The organism is Streptomyces sp. NPDC050147 (assembly GCF_040660195.1).
Classification (GTDB): Bacteria; Actinomycetota; Actinomycetes; order Streptomycetales; family Streptomycetaceae; genus Streptomyces.
Window position 1 is genome coordinate 537134 of the sequence record NZ_JBFALJ010000001.1, and the last position, 23722, is coordinate 560855.

Consider the following 23722-nt stretch of genomic DNA (forward strand, 5'->3'; position numbering starts at 1 on the left):
GGGGAGGTCTCCGGCGAGCCCTCTCGACCCGGGCTGCGTGAGCGGAAGAAGCAGCGCACCCGCGACGCGCTCCTGCGTGCGGCGCTCGAGCTCTTCACGACCAAAGGGTTCGAGGAGACGACGGTCGACGAGATCGCCGAAGCCGTCGATGTCTCTCAGCGCACGTTCTTCCGGTACTTCGCCAACAAGCAAGAGACCGCCTTCGCCGTACAGGAGATGGTGGAGCAGCGGTTCGTGGAGACGCTGCGTGAACGCCCCGCCGACGAAACGCCGTTCGTGGCGCTGCGCGGAGCCGTCCTCGGAGCATGGGACGCGATGGGCCGGTCCATCGAGGAGGTCGTCCCGGTCGAACTCCACATGCGGACTTACCAGATGATCGAGTCCACCCCTTCCTTGCTCGCCGCGCACCTACGCCGCTCCATCGAGATGGAGGAAGAGATCGCGTGCGTGATCGCCGAGCGTGAGGGGCTCGACCTGGAAACGGACCCGCGACCGCGCGTGGTGGTGGCCGCCTTCAGTGGAGTGATGCGCGTGACCGGGCGACTGTGGGGTGCGGGCGAGGACTCGAGCGTGGAGTCGATCCGCGCGATCACCGAGACATATCTCGACCAACTGGGCCCCGCGTTGACGGAGAACTGGCGCGCAGAGTGACGATGCGCGTACTCCACGAGGCGTCGCCCGGCGCACCGACCCATCGAACAAATCAACACGTTTAGTGCTCGCTTGATGGCACCGTCAGTAGCGGCGCACTTCGGGCACGCAGCGCGCACATCCTCCCTACGAAGCGTGATGAAAGCGCTCAACGTGCGCCCACTATGCCTCAATTACCCCAGAGGAAACGTGATCTGCCTCACCCAGTGCGCGGTAGGCATCACGATTCTCCTAGGGTGTTCCGTAGTGACTTCCTTCGACTCCTCCCCTCAACTCAACGCCTGGCGCGCACTCCTTGCGCTCGCCGTCGTGTTCATCATGCTGGCGACCACGGGCTGGACCGCGGTGCGCCACCACAAGGACGCCGCATCGCCGCTCGCGGCCTCGCTCTCCGCCTGGGAGCGCGGGCACATCGGTGGAAGGGCCTTGCCCGACCCCGGCGCTCCGGCAGGCAAGCTCGCCCACTTCTTCGCGTCGCTCAACGCCCAGCAGCGCACCCGACTCGCCACCCGCTACCCCCTCGCGGTCGGCAACATGAACGGTGCCCCCGTAAAGCTGCGATATCGCGCGAACCACATCGCCCTGGAGCAAGCGCGCAAGACCGAGCGACGGCGCATGCACGACAACCGGCTCTCCCTGCTCGGGCAGCAGGAGGCGGAGCGCAGAATGAAGCGCTTCGGCGTGATGATGCGCCCGGGTCGGCAAGTCCTGTCCTTCGACCCGATGGGGTCGGGTCGTATTGCCGAGGTCTTCGGAAACCTCGACCGGGCCTCCAGGGTGTCGGTCGTGGTGCCGGGCGTGGACACGAACGTGCTGACTTTCGAACGGACGAACCGCAAGTACTCGGCGCCTGTCGGCATGGCCAAGGCGCTGTACGGCGCGGAGCACTCTGCGAGCCCACGCGCGCGTACCGCCGTGATCGCCTGGGCCGACTACACCGCGCCTGTCGGCCTCGGTGTGGACGCCGCCACGTCCATGCGTGCGGATGACGGCGCGATCCGGCTGAACTCTCTGGTCCGCAGTCTGCCCGGTCGCTCACCCGTCGCGCTGTACTGCCACAGCTACGGCTCGGTGGTGTGCGGGGTCGCCGCACGGCAGCTTCCCTCCCGCGTTTCCGACATCGCGGTCGCGGGCAGCCCTGGCATGCGCGCGGACACGGTGACACAGCTGGGCACAGGTGCCCGGGTCTGGGCCACAAGGGACGGCGACGACTGGATCCAGGATGTACCAAACATGGAGGTCGGCGGGCTCGGTCACGGTGCCGATCCCGTCTCCCGGGACTTCGGCGCGCGCGTGCTCTCCGCACGGGGCGCGATCGGTCACACCGGCTATTTCGAGCCGGGCACGGAGAGCCTCAGGAACTTCGCCGACATCGGCATCGGTTCGTACCGCTCGGTGCGGTGTGCGAGCGGGGATGACGCTTGCCGGAAGGAATTTTCCGGCGCGACAGTGGCCTGACGCGCGTAGAAATCGACAAAACAGCGGCACGCCGCAGGAGGGACGGAGGCGCGCGTGCCGCCTACGATGAGCCGCATGGGTGACGTACTGGCCGGATTTCATGCCGCCTGGGAGTTCGAGTCCGACTCCGTGCTCATCCGCTTCGAACGGGGGATCCGCACGCCGAAGCTCCTTCAGGCGCTCGGCGAACGCCGCATCCCCCACGAGGCGATCGCAGCGGTGACACTGACTCCTGGCAAGCGCGGGACAGTCGTCCTGCACGCCGTGCCGAGACCGGGCGCGGATCCGCTGATGGAGGCGGCCGCGGGCCAGCTCAAGGACGGCTGCGACCCGTATCGACTCGTGCTGCCCGCCGAGCGGGAGACGCTTGCCGAGTACTACGCGGACGAGCTGCGGGCCCAGCTCACAACAGGGGACTGCGGGCCTCCGGACCGCTATCTGGTGGCCGCGCCCGAGACTCCGCTGCAATTCAAGGCGTACGACGGCAAGGCCTCCTTCGACGGCAAGTCAGTGGCCTTCCGGTGGTTCTGGACGGGTGCTTCGTCCGCGAAATGGAAAGCCGGCGACCAAAGCTTCCTGGTCACGGATCTGAGCGGCGTCGAGTGGCGCTCCCCCGAGGTCTTCGAGGGGCATCTGCGGCTGCTGCGCCGTGAGACCCCGATCGCCCAGCCCGCGCAGGCGGACCAGGATCCCGCGGCCGTCGTCTTCGGCCTCGGGTACGGGCCGGTGCACGAGTCGCTGCCGTTCGCGGCGTCGGTGCTCGCCGCGGTGAGGTCCTCGGGCCCGGCTCTGACTCCCGGCACGGTGCCCGGCAACGCACCAGTGGTCCGTCGCGACCCCGCGGACATCGCGGAGCGCATCCGTCACCTCGGCGAGCTGCACCAGTCCGGTCTGCTCACGGACGAGGAGTTCAGCATGAAGAAGGCCGAGCTGCTGGCGGAGCTGTGACCCGGCCGAGCCGATGCCCGGCGAAGCTGTCGACCGGCGGGGCCACGGGTCCCCGGGTCATACCTGGGTATCGAGGCGAGCCCGGTTCGTACCTGGGTATGAGGTGCAGGTCAGCTCCGCGGTACGACGGCGCGGGGCGCGCTTCTTGCCTACGCTGATCAGGCCATGAGCAGCGCATCGACCCCACCGGACCAGGATCCCCGCCCGCCGGCCACCGAGCCGGACGGACGTCGGGGCGCCCTTCAGCATGCGTCCGCGGGCGTCCGTGAAGGACTCGGCAGGGCGGGGGCCTTTCTCTCGACGCCCGCGGGTCGGGCGGAGCCGCTCCTCGCACGGGCGCCCAAGCGGTGGATGCGGCTGTTTCCCTTGATCGCCGCGCTGGGCTTCGTCGCGGCACTCATCCCCGTCACCGCTCAGGTGCTGACGAACGACTACGGCGTGAGCGGCGGTCTGGCGGGCGCCTTGGGTGTCGCCCAGGCCGCACCGCTGCTGCTGGCGGTCAGCCGCCCGTTGGCCGCCTGGTGCATCGTCATCGTCGCGGATGTCCTCGGGGCGATCGTGACGCTGTCCATGGGCGACGACCGCCCCGCCCCCTGGACAGCCATGATCATCGTGGGTTACGTGTTCGTGTGTCTCGTGCTGTCGCTGCGCGAGAGCCGCCGCACCCTCCTCGGGATCTGGCTGGTCACCGTCGTCGTGAGCCTCGTCCTCGGTGCGTTCCGTGACGACGGCAGCCAGGACACCAGCGTGCTCCTGATCGTGCTGAGCGGTGTCGCGCTGCTGCTCGGCGCGCTGCTGCGCGAGCGCGGCGACGCACAGCGCAGACTCATCGAGCAGGAGACCATCAGCGAGGCCGAGCGCGCCCAGCGCACGCTCCTCGAGGAACGAGCACGCATCGCCCGCGAGTTGCACGACGTCGTCGCTCACCACATGTCGGTGATCACGGTGCAGGCCGACTCTGCGCCCTACCGCCTCGGCGACCTTCCGGACGCGGCACGTGAGGAGTTCGGGAGCATCGCCGCCAGCGCCCGCGAGTCCCTCACCGAGATGCGGCGGTTGCTCGCTGTGCTGCGCAGCGAGGACACACCGGGCGAGCGTGCCCCGCAGCCTGGGCTCAGCAGGCTGCCGCACCTGGTGGAGGCCACGGTGCGTGCCGGCATACCGATCGATCTGTCACGTCCTGAACTGTCGGTGCTCACACAGCTCGCCGACGTCACACCGGCCGTCGACCTCTCCGCCTACCGCATCGTCCAGGAAGCCCTGTCGAACGTGATGCGGCACGCGCCGGGGGCACGCACCACCATCACCGTGAGCCTGGACGAGCAGCATCTGCTGATCCTCGTGGTCAACGGCCCGCCCACCGAAGCAGCCGACTCGTTGGAGCACAGCGGCACAGGCCACGGACTCATCGGCATGCGCGAACGCGTACGGTTGGTCGGCGGCACGGTCGACGCCGGTCCGCTGCCCGATGGCGGCTTCCGTGTGGCGGCCCAACTCCCACTCCTCAAGAAGGAATCCGGCACCGCATGACCATCCGCGTGATCATCGTCGATGACCAGAACATGGTGCGGGCCGGATTCGCCGCACTCCTTGCGGCCCAGAGCGACATCGACGTCGTGGGCGAGGCACCGAACGGCAAGGCGGGTGTCGACGTCAGCCGCAACACCCATCCCGATGTCGTCCTGATGGATGTCCGGATGCCCGAGATGGACGGACTGACCGCGGCGCGCGCCCTGTTGGACCCGCCGCCCGGAGTGGTGCATGTGCCGAAGGTGCTGATGCTCACCACCTTCGACGTGGACGATTATGTGTACGAGGCACTGCGCGCCGGAGCCTCGGGCTTCCTCCTCAAGGACGCCCCACCGGCGGATCTGATCTCGGCGGTGCGCGTGGTGGCGGCCGGCGATGCGCTGCTCGCTCCGTCGGTGACACGTCGCCTGATCACGGACTTCGCCAAGCAGCGTCCACGCACCGACCAGTCATTGCGGCTGAACGGCCTGACGCCGCGTGAGACCGAGGTACTTGTGCTGATCGCGCGCGGTCTTTCCAATCAGGAGATCGCCGAGCGCCTGGTCCTCGCCGAGCAGACCGTGAAGACCCATATCGGCAAGGTGCTGTCCAAGTTGGATCTGCGGGACCGCGCGCAGGCCGTGATCTTCGCCTATGAGTCAGGTCTGATCACGCCCGGCGAACAGTAGGGCCCCTCTCCCCATACCGGGGTATGGGCTCCACATACCCCGGTATCACCTGCAAGTTGGCTCCCCAGTGTGAGGTGCTGCCTGGCACCGTCTCCCTACTTTTCCCTCGTCACGCCAGAGCGTGTCTCGAGATGGGGAGGGAGACGGGCCATGCGCCTTCGTTCTTGGAAAGCCCGCGGGAGCTGGAAGACCCGCAGCAAGCGAACGCTGATCGCCGCGGCGCTCACGACGACGATCGTGGCGGGCACGACGGGCTGGGCCGTCGGCAATGAGCAGCAGCCGTTGACGGGCCCACCGCCGGGCACACAAGCCTGGCGCGCGGACCATACGTGGGGGTTCCGGCTGCCGGATCCGGCGGCCGCGGGCCCCGCCCGAGTCGCCGCGTTCTTCGACTCGTTGAGCCAGGCGCAACAGCACAGGCTGGCCACACGGCACCCGTCCGTCGTCGGCAATCTGGACGGTGCCCCGGCCGCCCTGCGCTTCGAGGCCAACTCCCTTTCTCTCAAGGCCGAGCGCGCCCGTGAGCGGGCGCGCGAAAGCGACCCGAGTCTCACCGTGCAGGACCACGAGCGATCCCGGTCCTTGGTCGCGCGATACGCAGAGCTTTTGAGCCCCGACCGGCAGATACTCGCGTTCGATCCACGCGGGAGAGGTCAAGTGGCCGAGGTATTTGGGGATTTGGCGACCGCCCGACACGTATCAGTTGTCGTGCCGGGTTCGGACATAGATCTGAGCACCTTCGATCGCTCGAATGATGAGTACGGCACACCGGCCGGGATGGCGCGCTCCCTGCACACCGCGGCGGGCGCCGACACGGCCGTGGTGGCCTGGGTCGGCTACACCACCCCGGTCGGCCTCGGCCCCGATGCCGCTACGGGACGGCTCGCCGAGGCCGGCGCACCCCGGCTGGCACGGTTCGTGCGGGGCATGACTGCCTCCGGCGCCCCAAGCCCCGCCGTGTTCTGCCACAGCTACGGCTCGGTGGTCTGCGGCGTGGCGGCACCCCAACTCGCAGCGTCGGACCTGGTGGTGCTCGGCTCCCCCGGGATGCGTGCGGACAGCGTGGCCGATCTGCGCACCTCCGCCCGCGTGTGGGCGGCGAAGGACGACAGCGACTGGATCGGTGACGTGCCGAACGTCGAGCTGTTCGGCCTCGGCCATGGCGAGGACCCTGCCGATCCGGGGTTCGGCGCCCGACACGTTCCCGCCGAGCGAGCCGAGGGCCACACCGGCTATTTCGCCCCGGGGACGGATTCCCTCCAGGCCTTCGCCGCCATCGCGGAGACGGACGCTTCCAGCACCCCGGACGACGGCGCCGTCAAAGAGGCGCCTGCCGCCGACGCCCACCCCCTCGGAGAGCGGCCATGAGCCTCACCCCACTGACCACCCTGCGCAAAACGGCTTCGACGATCGACGCCAAGACGCCCGCACATCGCGACCGGGCCATAGACGGGCTGCGAGCGCTCGCACTGCTCGCCGTGCCGACCGGTCACTGGCTGCTCGGCGGGTTCACGCTCGACGCGGGCGGCGCGCTGCACAACGCCAGCCCTCTGGCGTCGTTCGGATTCTTCGCACCGCTCACCTGGGTGCTGCAGATGCTGGGCATCTTCTTCCTGGTCGGCGGCTATGCCTCCGTCCTGTCATACCGACGGGCCGTGGCGCGCGGGGAGTCGACGAGACGCTGGCTTCGGGGGCGTGTGACTCGTCTCGGACGCCCGGTCCTCGGCGTGACGGCCGTCTGGGCCGCGCTGATCCCCGTGCTGTACGCGATGGGGGTGCCGGGCACGACTCTGCGCACGGGGTCAACGCTGGTGATACAGCCGCTGTGGTTCGTGGGTATCTATGCGGTGATCACGGCGCTCACCCCTTGGTGCATCAAGGCGGCCGAGCGGTTCGGTGCCTGGGCCGCGGCACCGCTGCTCGGCTCGGTCGCCGTCGTCGACTTCCTGCGCTACGGCCCGTTCGGGGACGCCATGCCGTCCACGCTGAGCCTGTTGAACCTGCTGCCCGGCTGGATGTTCGCCTATCAACTGGGCGTCAGCTGGGGCGAGAAGAAACTGGGCAGGCGCGGTGCTTGGCTGCTGCTCCTCGGGGGGACAGCGCTGTTCGCGGCCCTCCTGTTCGTCTTCCACTATCCGGCGTCGATGGTCGGTGTCCCGGGTGAGGCCCGGACGAATTCCCACCCGCCGTCGCTGCTCGTCCTGGCGCTGGCCGCCGCGCAGAGCGGTGCGGCCATCCTGTTGCGGGAACGCATCGGCAAGTTGCTGCGCAGGCCCGCCCTGTGGGCGCCGGTGGTCGTGATCAACCTGTCGGCGATGACGATCCTTTGCTGGCACCAGACAGCGATGCTCGCGGCGGCCGTGCCCGGCTCGTTCCTCGGCGGCACGGTGCAGGGGCTGACGGCGGGCCCGGACACCTGGGCCTGGATAGCCGCCCGGATCGCCTGGCTCCCGGTCTTCGGGGCGCTACTGCTGCTGATAGGCCGCTACGCCCGCGGCTTCGAGTCCCCATGGAAGCAGGCCACGCACCCACGAAGGGCCCTCGCCGGGCTCTTGGCGGCCGGATTCGCGGTCTTCGCTCTGGGGTTGGCGTGACGGGCGGAACGCGTACGGAGCCGCACCCCGCGCGGTAAGGGGGAGCTGGTGGCGTGGCGGGCTGTGGGGCCGCACAAGGAACCTGCGACGCCCGGAGCAGCCGCGCAAGGGTCCCCACCGGGCGGGTCGCTGTGCGGCGGAGGGGCGGCCGGGTGGGCGCGCTACGGGCGGCTCCCGCCTACAGGGGCGGGTTGCCGGCTTACCGGGGTGGGTTGCCTGCCTATCGGGCGGCTCCCGCCCACGGGGGTGGGTCGCCGACTTACCGGGGCGGGTCGCCTGCCTATAGGGGGACGCCTGCCTATCGAGCGGCTCCCGCCCACGGGGGCAGGTCGCCGACTTACCGGGGTGGGGCGCCTGCCTATAGGGGGACGCCTGCCTATCGAGCGGCTCCCGCCTACAGGGGCAGGTCGCCGACTTACCGGGGCGGGTCGCCTGCCTATCGGGCGGGTCCCGCCTGGCGGCCAGGTCACCTGGCTTACCGGGGGACCCGATCCGCCGGGTCACCGGCTTACCGGGGGGCCCGGTCCGCGGGGGGCGGCCCCGCCCCCGCGGAGGCAGACCCCGACCCGCTGGTCGGGACCGCCCCTCGCCGGCGGACAGCCGATGCGCTGTTACTCGCGGCCCGCTGAGGTGAAGGTCATGTCGGCGTAGCGGTCGCCCGCTACCTGGGTGGCGATGGGGTTCAGGAGAGCGAGTTCGGAGGGGGTGAGTTCGAGGTGGGTGGCCGCGGTGTTCTCCTCGACGCGGGTGCGCTTGCGGGTGCCGGGGATGGGGACGACGGCGAGTCCGTGGACCTGGGCCTGCTGCTGGACCCAGGCGAGGGCGATCTGGCCGAGGCTCGCGCCATGAGCTTCGGCGACGGTGCGGACGGGTTCGAGGAGGGCCGCGTTGGCGGCGGCGTTGTCGCCCGTGAAGCGGGGCTGCTGGCGGCGGAAGTCGTCCTTGCCGAGTTCCTTGTCGGCGCTGACGAACGAGCCGGTGAGGAAGCCGCGGCCGAGCGGGGAGTAGGGCACGAGGGCGACGCCGAGTTCGGCGGCGGCGGGGACCACGCTCTGCTCGATGTCACGGCTGAAGAGCGACCACTCGGACTGGAGGGCGGCGATGGGGTGGACGGCGTGGGCGGCGCGGAGTTCGGGGCCGGTGACCTCGCTGAGACCGAGGTGCTTCACCTTGCCCGCGGCGACCAGTTCGGCCATCACGCCGACTGTTTCCTCGATAGGGACCTGGGGGTTGCGGCGGTGCATGTAGTAGACGTCGATGACGTCCACGCCCAGGCGCTGGAGGCTGGCGTCGACGCAGGCGCGGATGTAGGCGGGGTCGTTGTTGATGATCCGCTTGGTCGAGTCGTTCGGGTCGATGGCCAGGGCGAACTTGGTGGCGAGGACGACCTCGTCGCGGTGGGCCTTGAGGAAGGGGGAAAGGAACTTCTCGTTCTCGCCGGCGGCGTAGGCGTCGGCGGTGTCGTAGAAGGTGACGCCGAGTTCGAGGGCTCGCTCCAGGGTCGCCCGGGCCTCTTCGGCGTCGGTGGGGCCGTAGGCGAAGCTCATGCCCATGCAGCCAAGTCCCTGGACGCCGACTTCGGGACCGCCTGTCCCGAGCTGCACCTTCGCGATCCGGTCGGGCGTCTCGTCGGGCGCGCCGCCGGGGGTCTTGCCGGGGGCCCCGGACGTCGCGGGGGTCGTAGGCGTCGCGGCGGTCGTAGGCGTGGGGGGCTTGGGCGTCTCTGCGGTCATCGGTGTCAGTGCCTCTCCGACGCCGGTCGGGCGTCAGCGTAAAAGTTGATCTTGTAGTCGAGCACGGCGAGCGTGTCCTGGAGCTCCGTGATGCGGGTGCGGACGTCACGGCGTGTCTGTTCGAGAAGCTCGTGGCGTTCGGTGAAGGTGTGGTCGCCCTCTCGCACCAGCTCGGCGTAGCGGACCATGTCCGCCACCGGCATGCCGGTCAGACGGAGCTTGCCGACGAAGGTGAGCCAGTCCAGATCGCGGTTGCGGTAGCGGCGCTGGCCCGTGTGGGAACGGTCGATGTGGGGCATCAGGCCGATTCGCTCGTACCAGCGCAGGGTGTGCGCGGTCAGGCCGATGAAGGCGACGACCTCACTGATCGTGTAGTGGTCCTGCCCGTTCGGGCGGGGGTGCGTTGTGGGTGCGGAGGCGCAGGCGTCCGCTCGGGTGCCAGTGCCGTCGGGGCTTGCGGGGCTCCCGGCGGCGCCTGGGGTCGTTTCGGTCACGCCCTGCGCGGGGCCCCGTGTGCGGGTGGTCTCGGTCTCCATCACCGTCATGACCACCACGCTAGAACCTTGGAGTGCGCTCTAAGCAAGCAGAACCGGGAGGAAATATGTGACGGACACACACCCTCGAAAATCGGGGGACGCCGCTGCGTGCGGTGGCTACGGTGTCGATCATGAGTGTTGTACGTCGCGCGACGCCGGACGATGCAGAGGAACTGATCAGGTTGCGGCAGGTGATGATCGACTCGATGTTCGCCACCGGCGCGGTGGCCGCCGCCGAGTCCGACACCGGCTGGCATGCAGAGTCCCTTTCCGTCGTCCGGGGCAAACTGGCTGATCACGACGGCGACTTCGCCGCCTTCGTCGTCGATTGGCCGGACCGGCCCGGCAAGCTCGCGGCGCTGGTGGTGGGGACACTCGACTACCGCATCGGGCGGGCGGGGAACCCGCGGGGCGTCATTGGTCACGTGTTCAGCGTCGCCACCGACCCGGATCAGCGGCGGCGTGGGTATGCGCGGGCAGGCATGCAGGTGCTCCTCGACTGGTTCCGGGAGCGTGGTGCGGGAAGTGTCGATCTCAATGCGTCGGCGGAAGCGGAGCCGCTGTATGCCTCGCTCGGCTTCGTGCGCAAGCCCGACCCCTCGATGCGACTGAGCCTGTAGGGCGCATAGGCTCGTACGCATGCAGAGCCTGGCGTTGATCGAGAACTGGCCGGTCCCCACCGCTGCCGCCGCCGTCGTTCGCGCGGACGGCACGGTTGTCGGGGCGCACGGGCCCACCGGACACCGTTTCGCGCTCGCTTCGGTCACCAAGCCGCTGGCGGCGTACGCGGTCCTCGTGGCGTACGAAGAAGGGGCGATCGAGCTCGATGAGCCCGCCGGGCCCGAGGGTTCGACCGTGCGGCATCTGCTGGCGCACACCAGTGGCCTCGCGTTCGACGAGCACCGGGTGACGGCGCCCGCCGGGACGCGGCGGTTGTACTCGAACTCGGGGTTCGAGGTGCTCGGGGATCACATCGCCAAGGCGACGGACATTTCCTTCGGGGAGTATCTGCGGCAGGCCGTGCTCGAACCGCTGGGGATGGCGTCCACCGGGCTCGTCGGAGGGGCTTCGCCCGCCAAGGACGGGGTGTCCACCGTCGACGACCTGGTGAAGTTCGCCGCCGAGGTGCAGGCGCCGCGGTTGCTGGATGCGCGGACGGTGGCTGAGGCGATGTCCGTGGTGCATCCGGGGCTGAAGGGTGTGCTTCCCGGGTACGGGCATCAGAGTCCCAATGACTGGGGGCTCGGGTTCGAGATTCGGGACTCGAAGTCGCCGCACTGGACCGGGAGTTCGTCGTCGCCTCGGACGTTCGGGCATTTCGGGCAGGCCGGGACGTTCCTCTGGGTCGACCCCGACGCGGGGGCGGCGTGTGTCGCTCTGGCGGATCGGGCGTTCGGGCCGTGGGCCGTCGAGGCGTGGCCTCCGTTCACCGATGCGGTGCTCTCCGAGCTCTGAGGGGGGTTCGTGTGGCCCCTTGCGGTGCCCGCAGCTTTGAGCCCTGCCCCTCGGCTTGAGCTCTCCCTGCGCCTTGAGTCTTACCCCCGACTAGCGCTGCCCTGCCCGCGGCTTGCGCTGCCCTGCCCGCGGCTTGCGCTGCCCTGCCCCGCACCCTTGAGCCCTGCCCCGCAGCCCAGTTGCCGCAAGGAGCGTTTCCGCAGCCCGGCGGGGGCGGGGTGCCGCCGCTGTGCCCACCCGTGCCGCCCCAGCGGCACGACTGCCCACAGCGGCGCCGGCGGCTACGGCTCCCCTACCGCCCGTTCGTCATCTCCCACACCAGCAGTTCCGCCGCCCCCTTGCCGTTCGCCACTGCTTCCAGGCCCTCCGCGGCCGTGATGCGGGCCGCGTCGCCCGGGGTCAGGGTCTCGCCGGACACGTGGACTTCGCCGCGTACGACATGGACGTACGCGAAGGGGGCGTCCGGGATGGCGGTGCGCTCGCCCGCGGCGAGTCTGCGGACGTGGAGGAGCGCGCCCGCGGCCGGGACCGCGTACGGAGTCGAGTCCGCGATGCCGTGGACCACCTCGTAGGCCGGGTCGCCGCCAGGGCTGAGCGGGGACAACCACATCTGCACGAAGACCAGCGGGCCCTCGCCGTCGTTGCGTTCCACATGGCGGACGCCGCCGGCCGCGCTCAGGTGCTGGACGTCCCCTGGTCCGACGGTCGACTCGTGGCCGGTCGAGTCACGGTGCGTCAGTTCGCCCTCCACCACCCAGGTCACGATCTCGGTGTGGCTGTGCGGGTGTTCGTCGAAGCCCGCGCCGGGCGCCAGACGCTCTTCGTTGCAGGCCAGGACCGCGCCGAAGCGGAGGTTGTCCGGGTCGTAGTGCGGCCCGAAGGAGAAGGCGTGGAAGGTCTCGATACCGGCTCCGGGCTCCCCGCCGCGGTACCGATCGCCGGAGCGCCGTACATCAATCACACACCCCACGTTAGACCCGGCACCGCACGCCCCCGTCCCGATAAGGCAGTCTTGTCCCCGTGCCCGAACCCTCTGCGAACGAAGCCCGCCAGGACGCCCATCAGGCAGCCCACGAGGAAACCGCGCGCCACGAGGAAGCCGCTCGTCAGGACGCGCACCGGAAGGCTCACGCGCACTCAGCCACGCTGAAGCGCCTCGAACAGTCGGCCGGCAGCCTCGCGGCGCAAGCCATCGCCCGCATGGACGAGACGCTGTCCTGGTACCGGGCGATGCCACCCGAGAACCGGTCGTGGATCGGTCTGGTCGCGCAGGCCGGCATCGCCGCGTTCACCGAGTGGTTCCGGCGTCCCGACGCCCCCCAGGCCATCTCCACGGACGTCTTCGGCACCGCCCCGCGCGAGCTGACCAGGGCGATCACCCTGCGCCAGACCGTGGAGATGGTGCGTACGACGATCGAGGTGATGGAGTCCGCGGTCGACGAGATCGCGGCCCCCGGTGACGAATCCGTCCTCCGTGAGGCGCTCCTCGTGTACGCCCGCGAGATCGCCTTCGCCACGGCGCAGGTCTACGCGCAGGCCGCCGAGGCACGCGGTGCCTGGGACGCCCGGCTTGAGTCCCTCGTCGTGAACGCGGTGCTCTCCGGGGAAGCCGACGAGGGGGCGGTGAGCAGGGCCGCGGCGCTCGGCTGGAACTCCCCCGAGCACGTCTGTGTCGTCCTCGGCACCGCGCCCGACGGCGACAGCGAACTCACCGTCGAAGCCATCCGCCGCGCCGCACGGCACACCAAGCTCCAGGTCCTGACCGGTGTACTCGGCGACCGTCTGGTCGTCATCGCGGGCGGCAGCGACAATCCGCTGCAGGTCGCCAAGGGTCTGATCGGCCCGTACGCGGCCGGGCCCGTCGTCGCCGGCCCCATCGTCCCCGACCTGCTCGCCGCCACCCGGTCCGCGCAGGCCGCGGCCGCCGGGCTCAAGGCCTGTGCCGCCTGGCAGGACGCCCCGCGCCCCGTTCTGGCGGACGATCTCCTGCCGGAGCGCGCGATCGCGAGCGATCCGGCCGCGCGCGAGCAGTTGGTGGAGGAGATCTACAGACCACTGGAGGAAGCCGGCTCCGCGCTTCTGGAGACGCTCAGCGTCTATCTGGAGCAGGCCAGCAGTCTCGAAGGCGCGGCACGCATGCTCTTCGTGCACCCCAACACCGTGCGCTACCGGCTGCGACGTGTGACAGACGTCACCGGCTGGTCGCCCTCGGACGTACGTTCCGCATTCACGCTGCGGATCGCGCTGATCCTGGGACGTCTGGCCGACGGAGATCTCCAACCATAGGATTTTGTCGGACCTCTACAATTCCCCCAGCCGTTCTTCGTCCCTGTCCCCACGGGCGGCTTGCACCGTCCACAAGAGAGAGTGTGAGAGTGCTCGTACTCGTCGCTCCCGGCCAAGGCGCTCAGACGCCCGGCTTCCTGACTCCCTGGCTCGACCTCCCCGGTGCGGCCGACCGCATCGGCGCGTGGTCGGACGCCATCGGGCTCGACCTTGCCCACTACGGCACGCAGGCCGACGCGGACGCGATCCGCGACACCGCCGTGGCCCAGCCCCTGCTCGTGGCCGCCGGTCTGCTGTCCGCCGCGGCACTCAGTGACGCCCTCGCCGGGAACAAGCCCGGCGCGGTCGCGGGACACAGCGTCGGCGAGATCACCGCCGCCGCGTTCGCCGGTGTGCTCACCGAAGAGGCCGCGCTCGGCCTGGTCCGCAAGCGGGGTCTGGCCATGGCCGACGCCGCCGCGATCACGGAGACCGGCATGGCGGCGCTGCTCGGCGGCGACCCCGAGGTCACCATCCCGTACCTGGAGAAGCTCGGCCTGACGCCGGCGAACGTGAACGGCGCGGGCCAGATCGTCGCCGCGGGCACCGCCGAGCAGATCGCGGCGCTCGCCGAGGACAAGCCGGAAGGCGTCCGCCGCGTCGTACCGCTGAAGGTGGCGGGCGCGTTCCACACGCACCACATGGCTCCCGCGGTCGCCACGCTCGAAGAGGCCGCCAAGGCCCTCGACCCGGCCGACCCGAAGCTGACGTACGTCTCGAACCGCGACGGCCAGGCCGTGGCGACCGGCTCGGACGTCGTGTCCCGCCTGGTCGGCCAGGTGGCCAACCCGGTGCGCTGGGACCTGTGCATGGAGACGTTCAAGGACCTGGGTACCACGGCGATGATCGAGCTGTGCCCCGGTGGCACGCTGACCGGTCTCGCCAAGCGCGCGCTGCCCGGCGTGCGGACGGTGGCCCTCAAGACCCCTGCCGATCTCGACGCCGCAACTGAGCTCATCGCCGACACTGCATCCGCCGCCGACGCGGCGGGTGCCTGAGAAGGAGCCAGGAGAGCATGTCGAAGATCAAGCCCAGTAAGGGCGCCCCGTACGCGCGCATCATGGGTGTCGGCGGTTACCGCCCGACCCGTGTCGTGCCCAACGAGGTGATCCTCGAGACGATCGACTCGTCCGACGAGTGGATCCGCTCCCGCTCCGGCATCGCGACCCGCCACTGGGCCTCCGACGAGGAGACCGTGGCCGCGATGTCCATCGAGGCGTCCGGCAAGGCGATCGCCGACGCGGGCATCACCCCGGAGCAGATCGGCGCGGTCGTCGTCTCGACGGTCTCGCACTTCAAGCAGACCCCGGCCATCGCGACCGAGATCGCGGACAAGATCGGCGCGGGCAAGCCCGCCGCGTTCGACATCTCCGCCGGCTGCGCGGGCTTCGGCTACGGCCTCACCCTCGCCAAGGGCATGATCGTCGACGGTTCCGCGGAGTACGTCCTGGTCATCGGCGTCGAGCGGCTGAGCGACCTCACCGACCTGGAGGACCGCGCGACGGCCTTCCTGTTCGGCGACGGCGCGGGTGCCGTGATCGTCGGCCCGTCCACGGAGCCGCACATCGGCCCCACCGTCTGGGGCAGCGAGGGCGACAAGTCCGAGACCATCAAGCAGACCGTCGCGTGGAACGACCTGCACGTCGGCGATGTCTCGAAGCTGCCGCTCGACCGCGAGGGCAACATCAAGTTCCCTGCGATCACGCAGGAGGGCCAGGCGGTCTTCCGCTGGGCCGTGTTCGAGATGGCGAAGGTCGCCCAGCAGGCGCTGGACGCGGCCGGAATCACCGCGGACGACCTGGATGTCTTCATCCCGCACCAGGCCAACGAGCGGATCATCGACTCGATGGTGAAGACTCTGAAACTGCCGGCACACGTCACGGTCGCCCGTGATGTGCGCACCACCGGCAACACGTCGGCAGCCTCGATCCCGCTCGCGATGGAGCGGCTCCTGGCCACCGGCGAGGCGAAGAGCGGCGACACCGCGCTCGTCATCGGCTTCGGGGCGGGTCTCGTGTACGCCGCCACGGTCGTTACCCTCCCCTAGGCATCAAGTCCGGATCACCCGATCCGTACGAATGCCGCCACACCCTCTGGATACATAGAAGGAGCGCCAACATGGCCGCCACTCAGGAAGAGATCGTCGCCGGTCTCGCCGAGATCGTGAACGAGATCGCCGGCATCCCGGTCGAGGACGTCCAGCTGGACAAGTCCTTCACCGACGACCTGGACGTCGACTCGCTGTCCATGGTCGAGGTCGTCGTCGCCGCCGAAGAGCGCTTCGACGTCAAGATCCCGGACGACGACGTCAAGAACCTCAAGACGGTCGGCGACGCGACCAGCTACATCCTCAAGCACCAGGCCTGACCAGGCTGCTCTGCTGTCGCCACCCGGCGGTGGCGCCGCTGATCCCCTCAACACCGTGGAGAATTTTCCTGTGAACTCGACCAATCGCACCGTGGTCGTCACCGGTATCGGCGCAACCACACCGCTGGGTGGCGACGCAGCCTCGACCTGGGACGGTCTGCTCGCGGGCCGTTCCGGTGTACGTCTTCTGGAACAGGACTGGGCGGCCGAGCTTCCGGTCCGCATCGCGGGCCAGATCGCGGTCGAGCCGGGCGAGGTCATCCCGCGTCCGCAGGCCCGCAAGCTCGACCGTTCGGCGCAGTTCGCGCTGATCGCGGCCAAGGAGGCCTGGGCCGACGCGGGTTACACCGCGAAGGCCGGCGAGGACGCGTCGGTCGACCCGCACCGCCTGGGTGCGGTCATCGCCTCCGGCATCGGCGGCGTGACCACCCTGCTCGACCAGTACGACGTGCTCAAGGAGAAGGGCGTACGCCGCGTCTCCCCGCACACCGTTCCGATGCTCATGCCCAACTCGCCGGCGGCCAACGTCGGCATCGAGCTGGGCGCCCACGCGGGTGTGCACACTCCCGTGTCGGCGTGCGCCTCGGGCGCCGAGGCCATCGGCTACGCGATCGAGATGATCCGCACCGGCCGCGCCGACGTCGTCGTCGCGGGCGGCACGGAGGCGGCGATCCACCCGCTGCCGATCGTCGCGTTCGGCAACATGATGGCGATGTCCAAGAACAACGACGACCCGAAGGGCGCCTCGCGTCCCTACGACGCGGACCGCAACGGCTTCGTGCTCGGCGAGGGCGCCGGCGTGATCGTCCTGGAGTCCGAGGAGCACGCCAAGGCCCGCGGCGCGAAGATCTACGCGGAGGCCGTCGGCCAGGGCATCTCGGCCGACGCCCACCACATCACGCAGCCCGAGCCGTCCGGCAACGGCATCGCGGCAGCCCTGCAGAACCTGATCGACACCACGGACCTCAAGCCCGCCGAGATCATGCACGTGAACGCGCACGCGACCTCGACGCCGCAGGGTGACGTCGCCGAGATCAAGGCGCTGCGCAAGGCCTTCGGCGACGACGTCGACCACATGGCGATCGCCAGCACGAAGTCGATGACGGGTCACCTGCTCGGTGGCGCGGGCGGCGTGGAGACCGTGGCCACGGTCCTCGCGCTGAAGAACCGCATGGCCCCGCCGACGATCAACATCGAGAACCTCGACCCCGAGGTCGACGCGGACATCGTCCGCGACGAGGCGCGCGCACTGCCCGAGGGCAGGATCGCGGCGCTAAACGACTCGTTCGGCTTCGGCGGCCACAACGTGGTGCTCGCGTTCAGGACCGTCTGAGCAGTCACCCGTAAGCGACGAAGGGCCCCCACCGCTCGGTGGGGGCCCTTCGTCGTACGAGAAGGAGCTCCGTCAGACGACCTGGTGCAGCCACCGCACCGGGGCGCCCTCGCCGGCGTACCGGAAAGGCTCCAGTTCGTCGTCCCAGGGCTTGCCGAGCAGCTTGGCGAGCTCGGCCTCCAGGTCGCTCTCGCCGCGCTGGGACCGGGCCAGTGCGGCGCGCAGGCGGTCCTCCGGGATCAGGATGTCGCCGTGGATGCCGGTGACCGCGTGGAAGATCCCGAGTTCGGGCGTGGCGCTGTACCGCTCGCCCTCGGCCGTGGGGCACGGCTCGGAGGTGACCTCGAAGCGCAGCAGCTGCCAGCCGCGCAGGGCGGAGGCCAGTTTGGACGCGGTGCCCACCGAGCCACGCCAGGAGAACTCGGATCTCCAGCTGCCGGGCGCCGCGGGCTGCCTGATCCAGTCGAGGTTGACGCGCGCGCCGAGTACGCCCGCGACTGCCCATTCGACGTGCGGACACAGCGCGCGCGGTGCGGAGTGCACGTAAAGAACTCCACGTGTCGTCACCGGGACCTCCAGTGTGGGTCGAGGTTCGCCTTCCCCAGCGGCCTCGCGCCCGTGCGAGCGTTCTCGCCCTGAATTCGGGAAACTCCCAAAAACGGGACAGATGTGACGTGATGTAATTTAGCGGAACCGGAAGAGCAGGGTGCCACTGGGTGGCGAGGCTACCGTGCGGCGGAACAAGGAGTGTGACGTACGGTCGGTCCCAAGGCCAGGAATCGCTCATGCTTCACCCGGCCGGGGGTTCGGGGCGTCCCTCAGGCAGGTACAGCACTCGCAGGGGCGCCGAAGCGGCGCGGTCGGCCTACGGCAATGGACCGGCCTACGGCAACAGAGGGGGACCCGGGATGCGGAACCGAAGGCACCGCTCGCGTGCCGCCGTCGTCACGGCGACGGCGGTTCTTCTTGGCGCCGGCGCGCTCACGGCGTGTGACGCCTCCGGCGGCGACACTCCCGCGCCCCAGGGGCCATCCGCACGGAAGCCATCCCCCAAGCCCACCCCGACCTGGGACACGAGCCCGGACTCCCTGGCGGCCGTCGGCGACTCCATCACCCGCGGTTTCGACGCCTGCTCGGTGCTCGCCGACTGCCCCGAGGCGTCCTGGGCGACCGGCACGGACTCCGAGGTGCGCAGCCTCGCCACCCGGCTGCTGGGCAAGGAGCGCGCCGCCGGGCACAGCTGGAACTACGCGAAGACCGGCGCCCGGATGGCGGACCTCCCCGCACAGGTCGAGCAGGCCGCGGCCGAACGGCCCGAGCTGATCACGGTGATGGCGGGCGCGAACGACGCGTGCCGGCCGACCGCGGATTCCATGACGCCGGTCTCCGAGTTCCGCGCGGACTTCGAGAAGGCGATGCGCACACTGCGGCGCGAGCTCCCCAAGACCCAGGTGTACGTCACCTCCGTACCGGACCTGAAGCGGCTCTGGTCCCAGGGGCGCACCAACGCGCTGGGCAAGCAGATCTGGAAGCTGGGCATCTGCTCCTCGATGCTGGCGGACCCGGACGCGCGGGACGCGGCAGCGACGGAGCGGCGGGCCACCGTGCAGAACCGCGTGATCGCGTACAACGAGGTGCTGAAGGACGTGTGCCTGAAGGACCTGCGCTGCCGGTACGACGGCGGGGCGGTCTTCGACTACCGCTTCGACGGCGACCAGCTGAGCCGCTGGGACTGGTTCCACCCCAGCAAGGACGGCCAGTCGCGCCTCGCCGAGCTGGCCTACCGTCAGGTGAAGGCCAAGAATCCCGGGGGTCCCGGGGCCTGAGGTCCGGCGGCCCGGCGTAGGGTCGCGATCATGCGCAGTGAACTCTTCGGGACCCTCCCCGACGGCACGCCCGTCCATCGCTGGACCCTGGAAAGGGGCGGGGTGCGGGTACGCGTGCTGACGTACGGCGGGATCATCCAGTCGGCGGAAGTTCCCGACCGGTCGGGGCGGCGCGCGCCGGTGGCCCTCGGCTTCGACGGCCTCCAGGGCTACCTCGACCATCCGGGGCCGTACTTGGGGGCGCTGGTGGGCCGGTACGCGAACCGGATCGCGGGCGGTGAGTTCACGCTCGACGGGCGGACGTACCGCTTGGCGAGGAACGACGAGCCCAACGCGCTGCACGGTGGCACGGCCGGTTTCGACAAGCGGGTGTGGGAGGCGGCGCAGGTCGAGCACGGGGTGCGGCTCTCGCGGGTGAGCCCGGACGGCGAGGAGGGCTATCCCGGGCGGCTCACGGTGTCGGCGACGTACTGCCTGGACGAGTCGGGCGCGCTGCGGATCGCGTACGAGGCGACGACCGAGGCCCCGACAGTCGTGAACCTCACCAACCACACGTACTGGAATCTCGCGGGGGCCGGAAGCGGTGGCGCGGGCGGGCACGAGCTGCGCATCGCGGCGGCGCGCCGCACACCGACCGACGGGACGCAGATCCCCACGGGTGCGTACGAGGAGGTCGCGGGGACGCGCTTCGACTTCCGGGAGGCGCGGAAGGCCGGGGCCGGGATCGACGACAACTACGTGCTCGACAAGGGGCTCACCGCGCGGCCGGTCGAGGTGGCCGAGCTGAGCGATCCAGGGTCCGGCCGCGTGCTGACCGTGGCGACGACGGAGCCGGGCCTTCAGCTGTACACGGCGGACCACTTCGAGGAGCCGCTGCCGTTCGGCCCGGGGGACGGGATCGCTCTGGAGACGCAGCACTTCCCCGACTCCCCCAACCGGCCGGAGTTTCCGGGCACGGTGCTGCGGCCGGGTGGGGTGTACCGGTCGGAGACGGTGTACGGCTTCTCGGTTCGCTAGCGCGGTCCGCCCTCGTCAGACGGCGATCGTCTCGCTCAGCCTGCGGTCGGCGACGGAGCGGCCTGCCTGGACCTCGTAGGAACCGGCCTGGCGCGACCAGGAGTTGGTGGACCGGTCCCAGATCTCGAAGGCGCGGCGCGGGAGTTCGATCCGCACCTCCACGCTCTCGCCGGGCGCGGCCTCGACTCCCGCGAAGCCCGCGAGCCAGCGGGCCGGTCGGTTGACGTCGGCCGTGGCCGGGGCGAGGTACACCTGGACGACCTCGCGGCCCGCGCGCGGCCCGGAGTTACGGACGCGGATCGTGACGGTCGTGCCCTCCACGGTGAGGGACTCGTACGTCCAGTCGGTGTAGCCGAGGCCGTGACCGAAGGCGTAGGCGGGGGTTGCTCCCGACTTCTCCCAGGCGCGATACCCGATGAACACGCCCTCGTCGTAGGCGAGTTCGCCGTCCGCTGGAGTGACCTGGGTGACCGGGGCGTCCGCGAGGCGTCCCCACGTCGTGGGCAGCCTTCCGCCCGGCTCCTCGGCGCCGAGGAGTACATCGGCGAGCGCGGCGCCGCCCTCCTGCCCGGGGAACCAGCCGATCAGCACCGCCGCGACGTCCTCGCGCCACGGAAGCTCCACCGGTGCGCCGGAGTTGACGACCACGACGGTACGGGGGTTGGCCGCGGCCACCGCTCGCACCAGGTCGTCCTGGCGGCCCGGGAGCCGCAGGTCCTGCCGGTCGAAGCCCTCGGACTCGACGCGCTCGGTGGTGGCGACGACCACGACCGCGGTGTCGGCGCCGCGCGCCGCCTCGACGGCCTGCGCGATCAGCTCGTCGGGATCGCGCCGCGGGCCGAGGTGCACGAAGGAGAACACCACGCCGGGCAGCGGGGCCTCGTACTCCTTGTCGAGCGGGTGGAGCAGGGAGACCTCGACGCTCTCGCCCGCCGTCAGGTTCACCTTGGCCCGCTCGACCGGTGAGCCGAAGAACGCCTCGAAGGGGTCGGACGCGGCGTCCATCACCTCGGTCCCGTCGAAGACGACCTCGCCGCCGACACGGAGTGTGAAGGCACCGAGTCCGCGTGTGCCGAAGGAGTGCTCGCCGCTCTCGCGGGGCGTGAACGTGCCGACGATCTCGACGGAGGCCATCGTCTCGTGGGTGACGCCGTCGGGCAGGTCGTCGCCGATCCACTGGAGATGGCCGGAGGGGAGGCCGCTCTCGCCCAGGACGTGGCCGTCCGCGTCGCGGCAGACGGCGCGCAGCGCGAACCCCTGTTCGGCGGGGGCGAGTTCGTCGCTCGGGTCGGCGCCGACGGCGTACGTCAAGGTGTCTTCGCCGAGCGCCGCCGTCAGACCGTCGAGCGGGGAGATCACGTGCGGGGGGAAGACGGTGGCGGAGCCGCCGCCCAGGATGCGGGCGTCGCGCGCGGCGGCGCCGATGAGGGCGACGGAGGCGGTGGGCCGAAGCGGCAGCGTGTCGTTCTCGTTGCGCACGAGGACGAAGGCGCGGCGGGCGATCTCGCGGGCGAGCGCCTCGCCGTCGATCTCGGCGGGCAGATCGGTGACGACGGGCTCGGCGCCTTCGAGGATGCCGACGCGGGCGGCGAGACGCAGGACGTTGCGGACGGCCTCGTCGACCGTCGACTCCTTGACCCGGCCGCCGCGCACCGCTTCGGCGAGCGCGTCGCCGTACACGGTCCGCGGCCCCGGCATGGCGACGTCGAGGCCGCCCTCGATGGCGCCGGTGGTCGAGCGGGCGGCCATCCAGTCGGAGACGTTGTAGCCGTCGAAGCCCCACTCGCCGCGCAGGACCTCGTTGACCAGGTAGCGGTGCTCGGTCATCGTCGAGCCGTTGACCTGGTTGTACGCGGTCATGATGCCCCAGGGGTGGGCGTTGGTGACGATCGCCTCGAAGGGCGCGAGGTACAGCTCGCGCAGGGCTCGCGCGCCCACCTTGTTGTCGACGGTGAAGCGGTCGGTCTCGGCGTCGTTCGCGACGAAGTGCTTGACGGTCGTGCCGACGCCGCCCGACTGCACGCCCTGGACGTAGCCGCTGCCGATGACACCGGTCAGATACGGGTCTTCGCTGTACGCCTCGAAGTGCCTGCCGCCCAGCGGCGAGCGGTGCAGATTGACGGTGGGTGCGAGGAGGACGTGGACGCCCTTGCGCCGGGCCTCCTGGGCGAGGAGGGCGCCCGCGCGGCGGGCGAGGTCCTGGTCCCAGGTGGCGGCGAGCGCGGTCGGGGAGGGCAGGGCGATGGACGGGTCGTCGGCGGTCCAGCGGGTGCCGCGCACGCCGATCGGGCCGTCCGACATCACGAGGGGACTCAGGCCGATCTTGGGCAGCGCGTGCAGCGACCACATGTCACGCCCGCCGAGCAGGCGGGCCTTGGCGTCCAGATCCAGCGCGCCGAGCGCGGCCTCCACGACCGCCTCGCGTGCCTGGTCGGCGGCCTGTGTGGCTCCGGGTCCCTGGGTTTCCGCCATGGCGGTACCTCCTCGTTGAAGTCCGGTCCGTGCTTCCGTTCCGTACGTTCCCTCCATCCTGCCCCGCCTACCTGTAGGGCGGTAGGTTTCGTAATCTTGACGTTATATGAGACCGGGCGTGACGTACGGTCGGTCCCGCGAGCAGACCGAGAACGTGAAGGGGCGGACACGATGGCCAGGGCCAGAAGCGAGGAGCGGCGTGCGGAGATCCTCCGGGCCACCCTCGAGGTGATCGCCGAGCGGGGTTACCGGGGCGCGAGCCTGGGTGCCGTCGCCGAGCGGGTCGGGCTCACCCAGCAGGGCCTGCTGCACTACTTCCCCACGAAGGACGCCCTGCTCGTCGCCGTCCTGGAGGCACGCGACCAGTGGGACGCGGTGCCGGCGCACGAGATCCGCCTCGACCTGCTCGGCTCACTCGTCGAGTACAACGCGATGCGTCCCGGCATCATCCAGACCTTCTCCGCACTGCTCGGCGAGAGCGTCACGGACGGGCATCCGGCACGGGAGTACTTCACCGAGCGGTACGGCTCCGTGCGGGAGAAGTTCGCGGCGGTCCTGCGCGCGCAGTACGGGGAGCGGCTCCCCGGCGGTCTCACCCCGGAGGCGGCGGCGCCGCTCCTCGTCGCGGTGATGGACGGGCTCCAGTACCAGTGGCTCCTGGACCCCGAGTCGGTGGACATGGCGGAGGCGTTCAGGAACTTTCTCGGGCTGCTCGGCGCCGACGGCGAGTGATCAGGCAGGTGACCGCGCGGGGCCGGGTGGCCCGCCCGCGGTGGAGCCGTTCCCTCAGACGCTGTGTCCGCCCGGGT

Annotated in this window: 22 protein-coding genes; 17 read left to right on the forward strand and 5 right to left on the reverse strand. The window is 70.4% G+C overall.

What is annotated here, in order from left to right; genetic code table 11:
• Positions 1–33: 33 nt before the first annotated feature.
• From AB0I94_RS02590 to AB0I94_RS02620, 7 genes are all read left to right on the forward strand, one after another.
• Complete coding sequence (locus AB0I94_RS02590; protein ID WP_363307746.1) at positions 34–651, forward strand: TetR family transcriptional regulator; 618 nt, start codon at positions 34–36, stop codon at positions 649–651.
• Positions 652–897: 246 nt separating this feature from the next.
• Entirely contained in the window at positions 898–2109 is a 1212-nt protein-coding gene (locus tag AB0I94_RS02595; protein ID WP_363307523.1) for an alpha/beta hydrolase, read from the forward strand.
• A 66-nt stretch (positions 2110–2175) separates the two neighbouring features.
• Positions 2176–3057 (forward strand): DUF4429 domain-containing protein, encoded by an 882-nt coding sequence (locus tag AB0I94_RS02600; RefSeq protein ID WP_363307747.1) that lies wholly within the window; start codon positions 2176–2178, stop codon positions 3055–3057.
• Positions 3058–3222: 165 nt separating this feature from the next.
• A complete protein-coding gene (locus tag AB0I94_RS02605) occupies positions 3223–4587 on the forward strand; it encodes a histidine kinase (protein ID WP_363307524.1) in 1365 nt (454 codons plus the stop codon).
• Complete coding sequence (locus tag AB0I94_RS02610; protein ID WP_363307525.1) at positions 4584–5255, forward strand: response regulator transcription factor; 672 nt, start codon at positions 4584–4586, stop codon at positions 5253–5255. Before AB0I94_RS02605 ends, AB0I94_RS02610 begins: the two co-directional genes overlap by 4 nt.
• 150 nt (positions 5256–5405) lie before the next feature.
• Positions 5406–6623 (forward strand): alpha/beta hydrolase, encoded by a 1218-nt coding sequence (locus tag AB0I94_RS02615; protein WP_363307526.1) that lies wholly within the window; start codon positions 5406–5408, stop codon positions 6621–6623.
• The gene (locus AB0I94_RS02620; RefSeq protein ID WP_363307527.1) at positions 6620–7849 is read left to right on the forward strand and encodes an acyltransferase; all 1230 of its coding nucleotides are present in this window, start codon (positions 6620–6622) and stop codon (positions 7847–7849) included. The genes AB0I94_RS02615 and AB0I94_RS02620 overlap by 4 nt, the downstream gene beginning before the upstream one ends.
• A gap of 611 nt (positions 7850–8460) precedes the next feature.
• On the opposite strand, the gene AB0I94_RS02625 is transcribed toward AB0I94_RS02620, so the two are convergent.
• Both AB0I94_RS02625 and AB0I94_RS02630 read right to left on the reverse strand, forming a co-directional pair.
• Positions 8461–9402, reverse strand: a complete 942-nt coding sequence (locus AB0I94_RS02625; RefSeq protein ID WP_363307748.1) for an aldo/keto reductase — start codon at positions 9400–9402, stop codon at positions 8461–8463.
• Positions 9403–9587: 185 nt separating this feature from the next.
• Entirely contained in the window at positions 9588–10127 is a 540-nt protein-coding gene (locus AB0I94_RS02630) for a MerR family transcriptional regulator (protein ID WP_363307528.1), read from the reverse strand.
• Positions 10128–10249: 122 nt separating this feature from the next.
• Between AB0I94_RS02630 and AB0I94_RS02635 the strand changes: the two genes are divergently transcribed.
• Together AB0I94_RS02635 and AB0I94_RS02640 are read left to right on the forward strand one after the other, a co-directional pair.
• Entirely contained in the window at positions 10250–10738 is a 489-nt protein-coding gene (locus AB0I94_RS02635) for a GNAT family N-acetyltransferase (RefSeq protein ID WP_363307749.1), read from the forward strand.
• A 19-nt stretch (positions 10739–10757) separates the two neighbouring features.
• Positions 10758–11573 carry a serine hydrolase domain-containing protein gene (locus AB0I94_RS02640; RefSeq protein WP_363307529.1) on the forward strand — a complete coding sequence of 272 codons (816 nt, stop codon included), beginning with the start codon at positions 10758–10760 and terminating at the stop codon, positions 11571–11573.
• A gap of 292 nt (positions 11574–11865) precedes the next feature.
• Here the strand turns inward: AB0I94_RS02640 and AB0I94_RS02645 are convergent, their stop codons facing one another.
• The gene (locus tag AB0I94_RS02645; protein WP_363307530.1) at positions 11866–12534 is read right to left on the reverse strand and encodes a pirin family protein; all 669 of its coding nucleotides are present in this window, start codon (positions 12532–12534) and stop codon (positions 11866–11868) included.
• A gap of 185 nt (positions 12535–12719) precedes the next feature.
• Here AB0I94_RS02645 and fasR point away from each other — a divergent pair, with 185 nt between their 5' ends.
• The 5 genes from fasR to fabF all read left to right on the forward strand — a co-directional run bounded on the left by fasR (position 12720) and on the right by fabF (position 17598).
• The gene (gene fasR, locus AB0I94_RS02650) at positions 12720–13859 is read left to right on the forward strand and encodes a fatty acid biosynthesis transcriptional regulator FasR (protein WP_363307750.1); all 1140 of its coding nucleotides are present in this window, start codon (positions 12720–12722) and stop codon (positions 13857–13859) included.
• Positions 13860–13948: 89 nt separating this feature from the next.
• Positions 13949–14896 (forward strand): ACP S-malonyltransferase, encoded by a 948-nt coding sequence (locus tag AB0I94_RS02655; protein WP_363307531.1) that lies wholly within the window; start codon positions 13949–13951, stop codon positions 14894–14896.
• Between the two features lie 17 nt (positions 14897–14913).
• Positions 14914–15945 carry a ketoacyl-ACP synthase III gene (locus tag AB0I94_RS02660; RefSeq protein WP_363307532.1) on the forward strand — a complete coding sequence of 344 codons (1032 nt, stop codon included), beginning with the start codon at positions 14914–14916 and terminating at the stop codon, positions 15943–15945.
• Positions 15946–16016: 71 nt separating this feature from the next.
• Entirely contained in the window at positions 16017–16265 is a 249-nt protein-coding gene (locus AB0I94_RS02665; RefSeq protein WP_160504853.1) for an acyl carrier protein, read from the forward strand.
• A gap of 70 nt (positions 16266–16335) precedes the next feature.
• Entirely contained in the window at positions 16336–17598 is a 1263-nt protein-coding gene (gene fabF, locus AB0I94_RS02670; protein ID WP_363307533.1) for a beta-ketoacyl-ACP synthase II, read from the forward strand.
• A gap of 72 nt (positions 17599–17670) precedes the next feature.
• Here the strand turns inward: fabF and AB0I94_RS02675 are convergent, their stop codons facing one another.
• A complete protein-coding gene (locus AB0I94_RS02675; RefSeq protein WP_361827740.1) occupies positions 17671–18165 on the reverse strand; it encodes a DUF3145 domain-containing protein in 495 nt (164 codons plus the stop codon).
• A gap of 341 nt (positions 18166–18506) precedes the next feature.
• Here AB0I94_RS02675 and AB0I94_RS02680 point away from each other — a divergent pair, with 341 nt between their 5' ends.
• A complete protein-coding gene (locus AB0I94_RS02680; protein WP_363307534.1) occupies positions 18507–19424 on the forward strand; it encodes an SGNH/GDSL hydrolase family protein in 918 nt (305 codons plus the stop codon).
• A gap of 30 nt (positions 19425–19454) precedes the next feature.
• Entirely contained in the window at positions 19455–20441 is a 987-nt protein-coding gene (locus tag AB0I94_RS02685) for an aldose epimerase family protein (RefSeq protein WP_363307535.1), read from the forward strand.
• Positions 20442–20456: 15 nt separating this feature from the next.
• Here the strand turns inward: AB0I94_RS02685 and AB0I94_RS02690 are convergent, their stop codons facing one another.
• Entirely contained in the window at positions 20457–22913 is a 2457-nt protein-coding gene (locus AB0I94_RS02690; protein ID WP_363307536.1) for a glycoside hydrolase family 3 C-terminal domain-containing protein, read from the reverse strand.
• Positions 22914–23084: 171 nt separating this feature from the next.
• Between AB0I94_RS02690 and AB0I94_RS02695 the strand changes: the two genes are divergently transcribed.
• Positions 23085–23645, forward strand: a complete 561-nt coding sequence (locus tag AB0I94_RS02695) for a TetR/AcrR family transcriptional regulator (protein ID WP_363307537.1) — start codon at positions 23085–23087, stop codon at positions 23643–23645.
• The last annotated feature ends 77 nt before the right edge of the window (positions 23646–23722 follow it).